The following is a 14,701-nucleotide window of genomic DNA, read 5'->3' as shown; positions in this document are numbered from 1 at the left end:
TGACAAAGCCCTAAGCTGTCATCCCCGACCCCGATCGGGGATCCATCTTCATCCAATGAGCGATATTTAACCCGTTGATTTTAAATGGATCCCGCATCAAGTGCGGGATGACGGTTTTGGTCAATTATTTACGAAAAACACTTTGTCAGCAGTCTGAGGTGCCTGTAATGTTTCAGGCACCTTTTTTTATGGAAGGTTAAATCCGAGTCATCACCGACATGGTGGCCGCATTATTGGACATGGCTTTTTTGTTAAAAAGTTCCAACTGTGGCAGCGGGTCAAAGTCTTTGATGTTGGGCGATGGTTTGCCAAACAGGTAGCCTTGAACATGAGAGATTCCGCACTCGCGCACGAAGGTGAGGCCTTCGGCATCGTCAATCATTTCAGCAATGGTTTCGACTTTTAGATCACGACAGAGATTGCCAAGTGCAATGAGGAAAGATCGTCCTTTCGGAGCTTGGCGCGCGTTACGAATGGCAGACCCATCCAGTTTGACAATATCGACATCCAAGGTGGAAAGATATTGGAAACTTGCCGCCCCGGCTCCAAAATCGTCAAGACAGACTTTATAGCCCATTTTACGCAAGTTTTGGATAAAGAGGTTGGCTTCCTGCAAGTTTTCAAGGCGGGAACTTTCGGTGATCTCAAACATCAGGTTACCGCGTGCCCATGCATTATTTTTCAGCAAGGTCATCAGGTTTTTAATATAGCCACGATCCCCAACCGAATAACCGGACACGTTGACGGCGAGAGAATATTCTTTCCCCTTTGGTTGTTGACCGAGCCATTGCAGGGCTGCTTGGGCCATCACATAATCGAATTCGGGGATCAGGCCGGTTTCTTCTGCAAAAATAATATATTCGTAAGGGGATTTCCCTGCTTGATCCCCGCGAAAACGTGCCAAACATTCGTAATGATGAATTTTCCCGCTGCGGGTTCCAATAATGGGCTGGAAAGCGATAAAAAATTCTCGTTCGGCAACCACATGCTTAAACGTTGCAATTTTTTCGTGGGCCTCGTTGACCAAGTCGCTCATATTGCGGGTCAAGGTTTCCATGGAGAAATCTTTACCCCGGGCGTTCTTGAAACGATTGATGGTATAGGCTAAGCCGTTGGCGAGGTCTTCCTCGGAAATATTCTGTCCATCTACTTCAAGTGTGGCGGCCTTGATATCCAGTTTAACATCGCTGCCACTGGCATTTGCAGCCATTTCGGAAAGTTTATTTTGTAACTCATCGACTTTTAAATCACCGGAATGGACCAGACCGAACTGGTTGTCACCGATGCGTCCTGCACTGTCACTGCCCAGTGAATTGGATCGCAAGTAACTGCCGACGGAATTCATTAGGTGGTTGGCATCTTCGTTGCCCAAGCTATTGGCAAGGGCTTGTAATTGATCCATATCCAGCATGGTCAATTCGACATGTTCGCCTTTTGCTGTATTTTTCTGAATAGTGGCCTGTGCGGCTTTCAGGAATGATTTTTCATCGTAGAGACCACTCGCACCGTCTTTTTTCAGGTCACTGGTTTTGCCGAACTTATCGCCCAGACGTAAGCCGATGAACAGATGGTTTCTTAGATCTTTGATCCGGTATCCCATCATCTGGATCGGCGGGGTTGGTCGGCTGCGGCCTTGCAGGCGAATGCTAATGGATTCAATACGATTGGCTTCATCGGTGGCAGACGCGACTTGAAGAAAGAGAATATGATCATCTGGTGCGATGATATCGGTAATCGGTTTCCCGATGAGGTCTTCTTCACTTTTACCGGTAATTGCGGAGATGGCCCCGCCTGTAAAGACGATGTTAAAATCGTGGTCTAATTCCAGAACGATATCACTCCAACAAAAGGTGAAAGCGACGAACCGATCGCGCTCTTGTTTTAATGATGTCTCGTTACTCATTTGGAGTAGACCTTTATTTTTTGCACTTATCTTTTACGGCATGGTATATGAAAGGAAACTGTTTGTCAGAAGAAAAATAACCAGAAATTAATATATGATTATGAATGATAAAATTTCAGCTTGGGTCTTTGATTTGGATAATACGCTCTATCCGGCCTCTGCCAATGTTTTTGCGCAAGTGGATGTGAAAATGCGTGAATATGTGGCGCAGTTTCTGAAGATTGATCAAGACGAAGCTTACCATATCCAAAAAAGTTATTTCCGCGAATATGGAACAACCATGCGTGGTATGATGACCCATCACAATATGGATCCGGCACCGTTTTTGGACTACGTTCATAATATTGATGTGGACATGGTTCCGCCCTCACCGGCTTTGTCGGATGTTTTGGGCGAGTTGTCCGGGAAGAAATATATTTTCACCAACGCCTCCACCGGACATGCCGAACGGATTTTGGCCCGGTTGGGAATCGCGCAACATTTTGACGGTATCTTTGATATTGTGGATGCAGGCTATCAACCCAAACCAAACCCGGAAATCTATGATCTGTTTGTGGAAAAATTTCAAATTGATCCACAGACATCCATTATGGTGGAAGATATTGCGCGTAATCTGGAACCGGCCGCGGCCCTTGGTATGCAATGTTTATGGATCAAGACCGATACCAAATGGGGCAAAGACGGGGTGGGTGAACCCTACGTCCATTACGAAACGGATGATTTGGTGACTTGGCTTCAGGGGGCCGTATAAGTCAGGAAAAAGACTTGGGCTGCACCGTATTTGCGCACATCGTTTTGTTCAAATCCAGCAGGGGGTTGCCAGTTTTCTTTTTTGGATGTTTCGACCACGCACAAGGTGCCGGTTGTGATCCATCCTTTGGCAATTAAGGCCTTAAGGGCGGTTTCATTGAGACCTGATTTATAGGGCGCATCCATAAAAACCAAGGTGCAAGGCTCAGGTGCGGCTTGTGGGCTTGTCGCGTCAACACGCATGGCGTTGATCTCGTGACGGCTGCCCATGTCTTTGGCATTGGTGCGCAAACATTTCATGGCGGCTTCGGCATGATCCATGAAGGTAATATGCGCAGCCCCGCGTGAAAAAGCTTCTAATCCCAAGGCGCCTGTGCCGCAAAAAACATCAAGAACACGTCCCCCGCGTAAAGCCCGGCGTCCCCATGTTTGGTGTTCTAAAATGTTAAAGATGGACTCACGCGCCCGGTCCGAAGTCGGGCGTGTGTCCAATCCTTCCGGGGCACTGAGTTTGCGACCCTTAAATTTACCGCCGACGATCCGCATTTGGTTTCTTTCCTTTGTTGGGGCCTTTGCTGTGGCCTTTTGTCTTTTTGTCGTTCTGATCTTTTTGCGGACCCTTACGTGGGCCTTTAAAGGCTGGCTTCGGTTTGGCTTGTGCAAAACCTTCCTTCTTTTCACCACCGGATTTGCCAATACCCGGTACTTTGCCTGCAAACCATTCGCTGAGTGCTTTGCGCGGGATTTCTTCCATTTCACCGCGCGGTAGCTTCCCTAACTGTACGGGTCCATAATCAGTGCGGATCAGGCGGGATACATCAAGCCCTAAAGACTCCATGATTTTACGGACTTCGCGGTTTTTACCTTCGCGAATGGAAATATTGATCCAGGCGTTCGCCCCTTTTTGGATATCGAGCATGGCATCGACGGGGCCATATTGAATCCCATCAATGACCGGGCCTTCTTTCAGGGCTGCGAGTTCATCTTCATTGACCCGCCCATGTACGCGCACACGATAGCGTCGAACCATGGCATTGTCTGGTTTTTCCAGATAACGTGCGAGTTCCCCGTCATTGGTTAATAAAAGCAAGCCTTCGGTATTGAAATCCAGCCGCCCGATAGAGATCACGCGGGGTGTTCCTTTGGGGAGCTGTTCAAAAACGGTTGGTCGGCCTTCCGGGTCGTTATGTGAGGTAATAATGCCGCGCGCTTTGTGATAGCGCCACAGGCGCGGTGGTTGTTTATCCGGCAAGGCTTTGCCGTCCACCGTAATGATGTTTGTAGCATCAACGTTTAAGGCCGGACTGTCGATTACCTGACCGTCAACACTGACACGACCATCAGCGATCATACGTTCGGCTTCGCGGCGCGAACAAACGCCTGCGCGGGCCATAACTTTGGCGATCCGGTCGCCTTTTAACGTGAGTTTGTCGTCGCTCATATGCGTGCTGCCTCGATAAATGCGTCGAAGATTTTTTTGTCACCTTCGTCTATATGAAATTCAGGATGCCACTGCACGCCCAGACAGAACCGTTTTTCCGGGGCTTCAATCCCTTCCAGAACAGTGTCGGGTGCAATGGCGTTGATAATAACGCCTTCGGGTTTGTCGGCAACGGCCTGATGGTGGGCGCTGTTGACATGCATTTCGTCTTTTTCAACGATATCATGCAATAAGGTACCGGCTTTAATACGTACAGCGTGACCAGCTTCGTTGCGCGGATTGGGTTGCTCGTGGGCAAGGCAATCGCTATAGCTATCCGGGATATGCTGGATCAATTTACCGCCCATCACCACATGCAGCAATTGTTGGCCTCCGCAGATCCCTAAAATCGGCATGTCACGTTTTAAGGCCCCTTCGGTCATGGCCCATTCAAATTGTGTGCGTTTTCCTTTTGTGACGACCGTTTTATGAATGTCGGGTGCTCCGTACATGGACGGGTCGACATCGAAGGCACCGCCGGTAATCAACAAACCGTCGATGAGGTCAAGATAGTGTTGTGCCAATTCCGGTTCGTGGGGAAGGGGAATGGGCAGTCCGCCGCTTTGGGCAACTGCGCCACAGTAATTTTCACGCAATGCATACCAGTCGAACTTGGAATAAGCGCCTTCGCCACCCGCTTCGCTGTCCATAGTAATGCCGATTAGTGGTGTTTTCATAGCTTCTGTATAAACATGGTATTATAGTTCTGTCTATGGACTATATGGATTTAGCGATAATCGAGGCCGAAAAGGCCGCCTTACGGGGGGAAGTCCCCATCGGTGCCGTTGTGGTCGATAGCCGAAACGGTGAAGTTTTGGCGCGTGCGGGCAATCGAACTGAAGAAGATAACGATCCCACAGCCCATGCTGAGATCGTGGCTTTGCGTCTTGCGGCTCGCTATACAGGTTCACCCCGTTTACCGGATTGCGACCTCTATGTCACGTTGGAACCTTGTACGATGTGTGCAACAGCCATTTCGTTTGCCCGTATCCGGCGGCTTTATTTTGGGGCCTATGATCCCAAAGGCGGTGGCGTGGATCATGGGGCACAATTTTATAATCAATCGACCTGCCATCATCGCCCTGAAGTTTACAGTGGTTTGCGCGAAAATGAGTGTGGTTTGCTTCTAAGATCGTTTTTTCAGGACAAACGTGCATAATGCATGCCTGTTGAGTGGATTGAACAGTTGCCTAATTCCCGGCAATTTGTTATTTCGCCCACAGACATTTTTTATCGGGAGGACGTTATGTCGGGCTATCGCACCACTTTGACCCATTTTCTTATTGAAGAACAGCGACGCCGACAAGGCGAAGGGGTGCTGACCCTTTTGCTGGCAGACGTCATGACGGCCTGTAAAACCATCTCTGATTTGGTGGATCACGGGGAACTGGCCGGTGCACTGGGTTCATTGGGGACGGAAAACGTACAGGGCGAAGTGCAGAAGAAACTGGATGTACAGTCCAACGAGCTTTTTAAATTCTGTAATACAATCGGTGGACATCTGGCGGGCATGGCTTCGGAAGAAGAAGATGATATCGTCACGGTTCCAGCGGAATACCGCGGTCGCTACCTGTTGTTATTTGATCCGTTGGATGGATCTTCCAATATTGATGTTAATGTTTCTGTCGGGTCTATTTTTTCGATCCTGCGTTGCCCGGACGGTATTGATCAGCCGACAGCGGCCGATTTCCTACAACCGGGAACGGAGCAGGTTTGTGCGGGTTATACAGTTTATGGCCCGTCAACCATGCTGGTGCTGACCACGGGCAATGGTGTGCATGGCTTTACAATGGATCGTAACGTCGGTGAATTTTTTCTGACGCACCCGGATATGAAGGTGCCGGAAGAAACCAAAGAATTTGCCATTAACATGTCTAACATGCGCCATTGGGAAGAACCTGTGCGTCGTTATATCGAAGAATGTCTGGCAGGTTCCACTGGTCCGCGTGAAAAAGATTTCAATATGCGCTGGGTGGCTTCTATGGTGGCGGACGTACACCGTATTATCAGCCGGGGCGGTGTCTTTATGTATCCGATTGATGAAAAAATCCGTGATAAAGGTGGCAAGTTGCGCTTGATGTATGAAGCCAACCCCATGTCGTTTATTATTGAACAGGCGGGCGGGGCATCCTCAACGGGGCGTCAACGTATTTTAGAGGTTGAACCATCTGAATTGCATCAACGCGTCCCGGTTATTTTAGGGTCGAAAAAAGAAGTCGAACGGATTGTCGGCTATCATCAGGAAGCAGATGCAACATAAAAAACCCTTATTATACATAAGGGTAAGAGAGACTCGGCATTAGCCGGGTCTTTTTTTTCTTAAATTATTGAATTTATAATCATTTCAAATATAATTAAGGAATTAAAGGTCGACTTTTCTGAGGCAAAAAATGACCCAAAGCGATAGGGTGCCGGGTGGAGTTGCAAAAGATCTTTTGAGGGAATACGGATACCACGACGCAATATCAATTATTTCGATGCGTCTGAAATTAAATCCACAGAAAGTGGATATGGAATTTTGGCTGGATGTTCTGGAACAAGTGGACATGTTCAGCAGCGCTTATTCGTTGGAATCGGCGTGTTCTCTTCATAAGCGTGCAGCAAACGGACAGCCAAATTTATTGAAATACTAAAAGCTCCCTTATTAGTGCGGTGCATGATGGGCGAGAAAATTCTGTAGCTTGTGATTTATTTTCATAGGGCTAGAGCATGCTGCGCTGCGCAACGTGTAAAAGTGCTCAAATAAACCGTGATTTTGCCGTATAGTTATACACGTAATAATAAATAAAAATGTGTATTCTTAATCTATAGGGAGGGCCGGATTATGGAATATCAGTCTCGTTCGCCGCGTGTTGTTGCTGCGCATTTTTTTGCACAATACGGATATGATTATTCTTTACAGCAGGTGTCATCCAATCTTGGATCCGGGCAAGATGAATTGTTCTGGAAAAATGTTGTCGATATCCTGGAAGAACTGCGCGAAGAGGATCGGCGAGGACGACATCCCTGTGCTGCCTTGCCGCCGCGTACGCAAAAACCGGTTATGGCGAATAAACCAGCACGTCGTGATTGATAAAGTATAAAAAACACCCGCTTTTCCAAAATCAGGAAAGCGGGTGTTTGCCGTGAAGGGTGAAAGATTAATCATCACCCATTTTAAGGGCAGCGATAAAGGCGCTTTGCGGGATTTCCACTTTCCCGAATTGGCGCATTTTCTTCTTACCGGCTTTTTGTTTTTCCAGCAGTTTTTTCTTACGTGTGATATCCCCGCCGTAACATTTGGCTGTCACGTCTTTGCGCATGGCGGAAATGGTTTCGCGCGCAATGACTTTACCACCGATCGCCCCTTGGATCGGAATTTTGAACAATTGGCGTGGGATTAGGTCTTTTAAACGCGAACAAACCTGACGGGCGCGTGATTCTGACTGGCCCCGGTGCGCGATAAAGGCCAAAGCGTCAACGGGTTCGGCATTGACCAAAATAGCAACCTTCACCAGATCGCTTTCACGATATTCATCTACTTCGTAATCAAAACTAGCGTACCCGCGTGAGCAGGATTTCAATCGGTCATAAAAATCAAAGACGATTTCGTTAAGCGGCAGGCGGTAAACCGCCATTGCGCGCGCGCCAACGTAAGTGAGTTCGATTTGTTCACCGCGCCGTTCGGTGCACAATTGCAAAACAGGGCCGAGATATTCGTCCGGGACCATGATGGTGGCTTTGATCCACGGTTCTTCAATAAAGTCGATTTTTGTCACGTCCGGCATGTCGGCAGGGTTGTGCAATTCGCGCAAATCGCCGCTGTTCATATGCAGTTTATAAACCACGGACGGCGATGTTGTAATCAGATCAAGGTTATATTCACGTTCCAGGCGTTCCTGAATAATTTCAAGATGCAGAAGACCCAGGAAACCACAACGGAAACCAAAACCCAGTGCGGCTGAACTTTCCGGCTCGAAATGGAAAGAGGCATCATTGAGGTGCAGCTTACCAAGTGCGTCGCGCAAGTCTTCAAAATCGGCTGCATCAACCGGGAAAAGTCCGCACCAAACCACAGGGGTGGAGGGTTTGAAGCCTGCTAAGGCGACGCTTGCCGGTTTTTTAGTTTCCGTCACTGTATCCCCAACGGCGGCGTCCGCCACGGATTTAATGGCAGCGGTGAAATAACCGACTTCACCGGGTGCAAGTTCAGCTAGCTTTTCCATTTTTGGACGGAAACAGCCGACCTGATCAATTTGGTGTTCGGTTTGCGTGTTCATGAAGGTGACCTTCATGCCGCGTTTCATTGTGCCATCCACAATACGGACAAGGATCATCACGCCGAGGTAAGGGTCGTACCAGCTATCAACAATCAATGCTTTTAAAGGGGCGTCCCGATCACCAACTGGCGCGGGAAGGGTGGTGACGATGGATTCCAGAACCTCGTCACAATTTAACCCGGTTTTGGCAGAGACCAAAACGGCACCACTGGCATCAATGCCGATCACGTCTTCAATCTGCTGCTGGATACGTTCCGGTTCAGAAGCCGGCAGGTCTGCTTTATTGAGAACGGGAATAATTTCGTGATTGTTCTCAATCGCCTGATAGACGTTGGCCAAGGTTTGTGCTTCGACCCCTTGTGTGGAGTCAACGACCAGAAGGGATCCTTCGCAAGCTGCCAAGGAACGGCTGACTTCATAAGCGAAATCCACGTGACCGGGGGTGTCCATCAGGTTGAGCTGATAGGTCTTGCCGTCTTTTGCCGTATAGTCAAGGCGAACGGTTTGTGACTTGATGGTGATGCCACGTTCGCGTTCGATATCCATGCTATCGAGTACCTGTTCCTGCATTTCCCGATCACTCAGGCCGCCGCATAAATGGATGAGACGATCCGCCAGCGTGGATTTGCCGTGATCGATATGGGCAATGATGGAAAAGTTGCGAATATGAGACAGGTCGGTCATGGATGTATCGCTTCAAAAAAATGATAAAAACTCGAGCTTGGTATAAGGCTTTGTTGCCTTTGACGCAACAAAATCACGCGTTTAAACCACAATTGTCTAAATCGGCTTTGAAATCAATAAACTGGTTATGTTTTGTTGGCATAGGAAACAGGTTTATGATGACATATTTGGGAGATGATCATCCCTGTGCAGCTTTCTGGTGTTGCAATCATATTGCATATAGCGCATCTTTCGTGACATAAAATAAGCTAAATAAAGAAAATATAATCTAGGGAGATGGAAGGTGACCGACGAAACAGCGGTAGAGTCGCAAACAACCATGCGTGAAAATAAGACATCAGATATCCAAGTCGAAGATGTCATTCAAAAAATTGCCATTGATGCTGGCGATATTGTCATCGAGATTGCAGATGTTGCCGGTAATATCGAAGACATAACGGCACGAATTAATAAACAGACCGATAGTTTTAATCTGGTACGCGATGCCTCTGCGGCAATGGCACAAGTGAAAAATGATATTGCAATCGCGACCCAAACGTCGTTGGAAGTTGCAGAACAGGCCAATGCCGATGTTTCCCAATCCCGGCAAAAGGTTGAAGTCTCTCTTGGGAATATTCAGACACTGGTCGATTTCGTTCGCCAAGTAGAAGATCGTCTTATTGGGTTGAATGGTGCATTGGAAGAAGTGCGCGATGTGTCCGGTGTCATTCAGAAAATCGCATCGCAAACCAATTTATTGGCTTTAAACGCAACGATTGAAGCAGCACGGGCCGGTGATGCAGGCAAAGGGTTTGCGGTTGTTGCGGGTGAAGTTAAAAATCTGGCTGAACAAACGGCCAAGGCAACCGAACAGATTGACCAGACATTGGAAGAGCTTGGATCACAGGTCGAGCTTTTAATGGGTGAAAGCGCACAGGGTGTGGAAAATGCCGCACAAGCACAGGCCGGGACCAAAGATATCGGGGACGCGATTAATTTAGTTGGAAATGCAATTGCTAAAGTGGATGGAGAGTTGGCCAATATCAATCATGCCGCTTCTGCTATTGATGCTCATGTAGATGGCGTGGTGACGCAACTTGAAGAAATGAGTTTGCGTGCAGAAGAAAACCGTACGGATCTGAGCGGTTGTAACGAACGGGTCAGTAAACTGCGTGATTTTGGGGCTGATTTAATCCAGTTAACCAACCAGCTTGGGGTGGAAACCGTTGATTCTTTTTATATCAGTCAAGTGGTGAATGGCGCACAAAAAGTCTCTCAATTACTTGAAGAAGCGGTAGATCGCGGTGAATTGCAGATGGAGGCCTTGTTTGATCGGGAATACCGTCAAATTGAAGGAACCAATCCACCACAATATACCATTCAAAGTTTGAAATTTTTGGATAAGTATTTTCCGGATATTCAAGAGCCGATTCAAGCCTCCGACAATAAAATTGTGTTCTCGGCATGTGTGGATGTAAATGGCTATCTGCCCGTCCATAATATGAACTTTTCGCAAACTCAACGCCCCGGTGAAATTGATTGGAATACAGCCAATTGTCGCAACCGCATGATCTTTAATGACCGTGTTGGATTGGCAGCAGGTGAAAATGAAAAACCGTTTCTTGTGCAAGCCTATCGCCGGGATATGGGTGGGGGCAATTATGTGATGATGAAAGATGTGAGCGCACCGATCTTTGTCAAAGGCAAACATTGGGGTGGCCTGCGCACAGGCTATAAATTGTAATTGCAGAACCAAACAAGGAGGAGAAAGACCCTCCTTGTTTTTTTTATGTGATCCCTTTAAGACTGAAATAAATATGAAATAACTGAGGGAATGCAGATGGTTGACGGACCGATGCACACATATCGCGAGCGGATTCAAAAAGGCGATATTCATCCCGATACGGCACAGGAACTGGCTGTGGAAAAGTTGCAGCTTCTTCATCATGCCTTGAAATCCTATCAACCTGATAGTGGGGAGAGCGGTTGGCGCGCCCGATTTGGCCTGGGTCGACGCAAAGAAGCGACGACACCGCCGCAAGGCCTTTATATGTATGGTGAAGTGGGCCGGGGGAAATCCATGTTGATGGATTTATTTTATGATACGGCTCCTGTACAATTGAAACGCCGTGTGCATTTCCATGAATTTATGCGCGAAGTGCATGATCGCTTGAAACAGATCCGCGAAGATAAACTGGATAAAAAAGAGGACGCGATTGTCGTTCTTGCCGGGCAATTGACTGATGAGGCCTGGTTGTTGTGTTTTGATGAATTGCAGGTCACCAATATTGCGGATGCAATGATTCTGGGGCGTTTATTCCGGACGCTTTTTGAAAAAGGCGTGGTCGTGGTTGCAACCTCAAACCGTGTGCCGGATGACTTGTATAAAAACGGCCTGCAACGTGATCGTTTTTTGCCCTCAATTGATATGCTGAAACAAAAACTTGATGTCATGGAGCTGGCCAGCCCGACGGATTATCGTTTGGGGCGCGAAAGCGGGGAACATACCTATTTCTATCCACTGAATATGGATGCGCGCGACCAGTTGCATGCTCAGTTTGAAGAAATGACGCAAGGTCAGGCCAAGAATGATTATGTGATTGTGAAATCACGTCAGGTTGATGTGCCAAAACGTTATGAACGAATTGCATTTTTTACGTTTAATGATCTCTGCGTCAAACCTTATGGTGCCAATGTCTATCTGGAACTTGCCAGTCTGTTTGACGTGATTTTTGTTGAGGCCATTCCCGTCCTCAGTCCCAAAAATCGAAATGAGGCCGAACGTTTTGTCCATTTAATTGATGCGCTTTATGAACATAAGGTAAAACTTGTGTGCTCTGCAGCAGCATTGCCCGATAAACTCTATCCGGAAGGCGATGGTGCGTTTGAATTTCAACGGACGGTTTCGCGTCTGATGGAGATGCAGTCCGAGGATTATTTAAGCGCGGAGCATTTGACTTAAAGGCCGATGAGAGGCCTGTAGAATCGGCCGTTTCATGAAAGGCATAACGACAGGATTCGCGCATGCGCAAATGGGGGGCAGTGCATGCGTGCGATGCATGGTATCACCACCGCCGGTTTATGTTGCACCACAGCAAAAGTGCGCGAAATATTATTAAACCCTAGAGGTTCTCTAGCTTTTCGAAAATTTCAGGCATGGTCTTACCATTGTCTTGTGCTCTTGGTAAGACCACTCAGGCATAAAGTCTAGGGTTTCTGCGGGGTTAAGCAACGATCTTTTTGGAAACAATCCTTGCTCTAAGTCAAGAAACACGGTACTAACCTCGGACGGGTTTTTGGACTTTGATCTCGAATTCCATCGGGGTAAAGTTCAGCTTTATTTATTTAACCGGATCGAGGGAAAATTCTCCATGGCACGGAACAAGATTGCGTTAATCGGCGCTGGTAACATCGGCGGTACACTGGCTCACCTGGCAGGTCTGAAAGAATTGGGCGACGTTGTCCTTTTTGACATTGCAGACGGCATCCCCCAAGGTAAGGGGCTCGACATTGCTGAATCATCACCTGTTGATTGTTTCAACGCATCATTCTCAGGCACAACTGACTACAAAGACATCGAAGGTGCAGACGTTGTAATCGTAACGGCAGGCGTTCCGCGCAAGCCGGGCATGAGCCGCGACGACCTGATCGGCATCAACGCTTCAGTAATGAAGTCTGTTGGTGAAGGCATCAAACAATATGCACCGAATGCTTTCGTTATCTGCATCACCAACCCGCTCGACGCGATGGTTTGGGCGTTGCGCGAAGTTTCCGGTTTGCCGCACAACAAAGTTGTCGGTATGGCTGGCGTTCTGGACTCTGCTCGTTTCCGCTACTTCCTGGCTGAAGAGTTCAACGTTTCTGTTGAAGACGTAACAGCATTTGTTTTGGGTGGTCACGGCGATACAATGGTTCCGCTGGAGCGTTACTCCGCTGTTGCCGGTATCCCGGTTCCTGATCTGATCGAAATGGGCTGGACCACACGTGAGAAAATGGACGAAATCGTTCAACGTACACGTGATGGCGGTGCTGAAATCGTTGGTCTGCTGAAAACTGGTTCTGCGTTCTACGCACCGGCTTCTTCGGCTATCCAAATGGCGGAAGCCTACCTTAAAGATCAGCGTCGCCTGCTGCCTTGTGCGGCTTGGGTTGACGGTGGCAAGTATGGTCAAGACGGTATTTATGTCGGTGTTCCGACAATCATCGGTGCCAACGGTATCGAAGAAGTTATCGAGATCAAACTGAACGATGACGAACAAGCTATGTTTGACAATTCAATCAACGCTGTGAAAGGCCTGATTGAAGCGACAAAAGAGCAAATGGCAAAAGCTGACTAATCAGCATGCATTCGGGGCGGCCCTTAAAGTCGCCCCGTTCCTTTGTGGGGAAAAGTTTAAGAACTCCCATAAAAAAAGAGAGTTTTCTCAAAATTGAGGCAAAGCAAAGATGAATATTCATGAATATCAAGCTAAGCAGCTTCTGAAACAGTATGGTGTCACTGTACTGAATGGCGGTGTGGCTTACACACCGGAAGAAGCGCGTGCAGAAGCGGAAAAACTGGGTGGTCCAGTTTTTGTCGTAAAATCCCAAATCCATGCCGGTGGCCGTGGTAAAGGTAAATTCAAAGAAGCCGACGCTGGCGAAGCCGGTGGTGTTCGCGTTGTCAAATCTGTTGACGAAGTCGAAGCAAACGCAAAACAAATGCTTGGCAACACACTGGTCACACACCAGTCTGGTGCTGAAGGTAAAGAAGTTAAGCGCGTTTACATCGAAGACGGTTGTGATATCGCTTCCGAACTTTATCTCGCGTTCTTGATCGACCGCGCAACTTCTCGTGTGACCATCATGGCGTCTACAGAAGGCGGTATGGATATTGAAGAAGTTGCAGCTTCCACACCGGAAAAAATTCTGACCGTTGCGATCGACCCGGCAACAGGCATTATGCCGTTCCACACTCGTCAGGTTGCTTTTGGTCTGGGCCTGAAAGGCGCACAAATCAAATCTTGTGCCAAGTTCCTGGCGGGTATGTATAAAGCCTTTATGGAACTGGACGCATCTATGGTTGAGATCAACCCGCTGGTTGTGACCGGTGCAGACGATCTGGTTGCACTTGATGCGAAAATGAACTTCGATTCAAACGCTCTTTATCGTCAAAAAGCGGTTGAAGAAATGCGCGATGAAGACGAAGAAGATGCAATGGAACTGGAAGCTTCCAAGCATGACCTCAACTACATCAAACTTGATGGAACAATCGGTTGTATGGTGAACGGTGCCGGTCTCGCGATGGGCACAATGGACATCATCAAACTGTACGGCGGTGAGCCGGCAAACTTCCTTGATGTTGGTGGCGGGGCGACGAAAGAGCGCGTGACAGAAGCCTTTAAATTGATCCTGTCCGACCCGAACGTTGAAGGCATCCTTGTCAACATCTTCGGTGGTATCATGCGTTGTGACGTGATTGCAGACGGCGTTGTTGCTGCTGCACGCGAAGTTTCTTTGAACGTGCCGCTCGTTGTACGTCTTGAAGGGACAAACGTAGACCAAGGTAAGAAAATTCTTTCTGAATCCGGTCTGCCGATCATCACTGCTGATAACCTTGCTGACGCGGCAGAGAAAGTCGTGAAAGCTGTGAAGGAGGCTGCATAA

Annotated in this window: 14 protein-coding genes; 9 read left to right on the top strand and 5 right to left on the bottom strand. The window is 48.0% G+C overall.

Going from position 1 to position 14,701, the window contains the following annotated elements:
* Positions 1 to 196: 196 nt before the first annotated feature.
* Positions 197 to 1,903, bottom strand: coding sequence for an EAL domain-containing protein (locus ACI0FF_RS00395; protein WP_419798195.1), 1,707 nt, complete (start codon positions 1,901 to 1,903; stop codon positions 197 to 199).
* Positions 1,904 to 1,997: 94 nt separating this feature from the next.
* Between ACI0FF_RS00395 and ACI0FF_RS00390 the strand changes: the two genes are divergently transcribed.
* A complete protein-coding gene (locus ACI0FF_RS00390) occupies positions 1,998 to 2,654 on the top strand; it encodes a pyrimidine 5'-nucleotidase (RefSeq protein WP_419798194.1) in 657 nt (218 codons plus the stop codon).
* On the opposite strand, the gene rsmD is transcribed toward ACI0FF_RS00390, so the two are convergent.
* The 3 genes from rsmD to ACI0FF_RS00375 are packed head-to-tail and all read right to left on the bottom strand — an operon-like array spanning position 2,639 to position 4,810.
* The gene (gene rsmD / locus ACI0FF_RS00385; protein WP_419798193.1) at positions 2,639 to 3,199 is read right to left on the bottom strand and encodes a 16S rRNA (guanine(966)-N(2))-methyltransferase RsmD; all 561 of its coding nucleotides are present in this window, start codon (positions 3,197 to 3,199) and stop codon (positions 2,639 to 2,641) included. The two genes, ACI0FF_RS00390 and rsmD, sit on opposite strands and share 16 nt — an antisense overlap.
* The gene (locus tag ACI0FF_RS00380) at positions 3,180 to 4,094 is read right to left on the bottom strand and encodes a pseudouridine synthase (protein ID WP_419798192.1); all 915 of its coding nucleotides are present in this window, start codon (positions 4,092 to 4,094) and stop codon (positions 3,180 to 3,182) included. Before ACI0FF_RS00380 ends, rsmD begins: the two co-directional genes overlap by 20 nt.
* A complete protein-coding gene (locus tag ACI0FF_RS00375; RefSeq protein WP_419798191.1) occupies positions 4,091 to 4,810 on the bottom strand; it encodes a gamma-glutamyl-gamma-aminobutyrate hydrolase family protein in 720 nt (239 codons plus the stop codon). The genes ACI0FF_RS00380 and ACI0FF_RS00375 overlap by 4 nt, the downstream gene beginning before the upstream one ends.
* A gap of 44 nt (positions 4,811 to 4,854) precedes the next feature.
* Here ACI0FF_RS00375 and ACI0FF_RS00370 point away from each other — a divergent pair, with 44 nt between their 5' ends.
* The 4 genes from ACI0FF_RS00370 to ACI0FF_RS00355 all read left to right on the top strand — a co-directional run bounded on the left by ACI0FF_RS00370 (position 4,855) and on the right by ACI0FF_RS00355 (position 7,206).
* Entirely contained in the window at positions 4,855 to 5,292 is a 438-nt protein-coding gene (locus ACI0FF_RS00370; protein ID WP_419798190.1) for a nucleoside deaminase, read from the top strand.
* Between the two features lie 87 nt (positions 5,293 to 5,379).
* A complete protein-coding gene (locus ACI0FF_RS00365) occupies positions 5,380 to 6,393 on the top strand; it encodes a class 1 fructose-bisphosphatase (protein ID WP_419798189.1) in 1,014 nt (337 codons plus the stop codon).
* 130 nt (positions 6,394 to 6,523) lie between these two features.
* Positions 6,524 to 6,766 carry a hypothetical protein gene (locus ACI0FF_RS00360; protein WP_419798188.1) on the top strand — a complete coding sequence of 81 codons (243 nt, stop codon included), beginning with the start codon at positions 6,524 to 6,526 and terminating at the stop codon, positions 6,764 to 6,766.
* 191 nt (positions 6,767 to 6,957) lie between these two features.
* Positions 6,958 to 7,206 (top strand): hypothetical protein, encoded by a 249-nt coding sequence (locus ACI0FF_RS00355; protein WP_419798187.1) that lies wholly within the window; start codon positions 6,958 to 6,960, stop codon positions 7,204 to 7,206.
* Positions 7,207 to 7,273: 67 nt separating this feature from the next.
* Here the strand turns inward: ACI0FF_RS00355 and lepA are convergent, their stop codons facing one another.
* On the bottom strand, positions 7,274 to 9,076 hold the full coding sequence (gene lepA, locus ACI0FF_RS00350; protein WP_419798186.1) for a translation elongation factor 4: 1,803 nt from the start codon (positions 9,074 to 9,076) through the stop codon (positions 7,274 to 7,276).
* A gap of 283 nt (positions 9,077 to 9,359) precedes the next feature.
* Between lepA and ACI0FF_RS00345 the strand changes: the two genes are divergently transcribed.
* From ACI0FF_RS00345 to sucC, 4 genes are all read left to right on the top strand, one after another.
* Positions 9,360 to 10,799 carry a methyl-accepting chemotaxis protein gene (locus ACI0FF_RS00345; protein ID WP_419798185.1) on the top strand — a complete coding sequence of 480 codons (1,440 nt, stop codon included), beginning with the start codon at positions 9,360 to 9,362 and terminating at the stop codon, positions 10,797 to 10,799.
* Positions 10,800 to 10,895: 96 nt separating this feature from the next.
* The gene (gene zapE, locus ACI0FF_RS00340) at positions 10,896 to 12,017 is read left to right on the top strand and encodes a cell division protein ZapE (protein ID WP_419798184.1); all 1,122 of its coding nucleotides are present in this window, start codon (positions 10,896 to 10,898) and stop codon (positions 12,015 to 12,017) included.
* 409 nt (positions 12,018 to 12,426) lie between these two features.
* The gene (gene mdh, locus ACI0FF_RS00335; RefSeq protein ID WP_419798183.1) at positions 12,427 to 13,392 is read left to right on the top strand and encodes a malate dehydrogenase; all 966 of its coding nucleotides are present in this window, start codon (positions 12,427 to 12,429) and stop codon (positions 13,390 to 13,392) included.
* 109 nt (positions 13,393 to 13,501) lie between these two features.
* The gene (sucC, locus tag ACI0FF_RS00330; RefSeq protein ID WP_419798182.1) at positions 13,502 to 14,701 is read left to right on the top strand and encodes an ADP-forming succinate--CoA ligase subunit beta; all 1,200 of its coding nucleotides are present in this window, start codon (positions 13,502 to 13,504) and stop codon (positions 14,699 to 14,701) included.

The organism is Terasakiella sp. 4MB5A (assembly GCF_050058155.1).
Taxonomy (GTDB): domain Bacteria; phylum Pseudomonadota; class Alphaproteobacteria; order Rhodospirillales; family Terasakiellaceae; genus Terasakiella; species Terasakiella halodenitrificans.
Note: the sequence above shows the minus strand (reverse complement) of the source record. Positions and strands in the feature narration are given on the sequence as shown.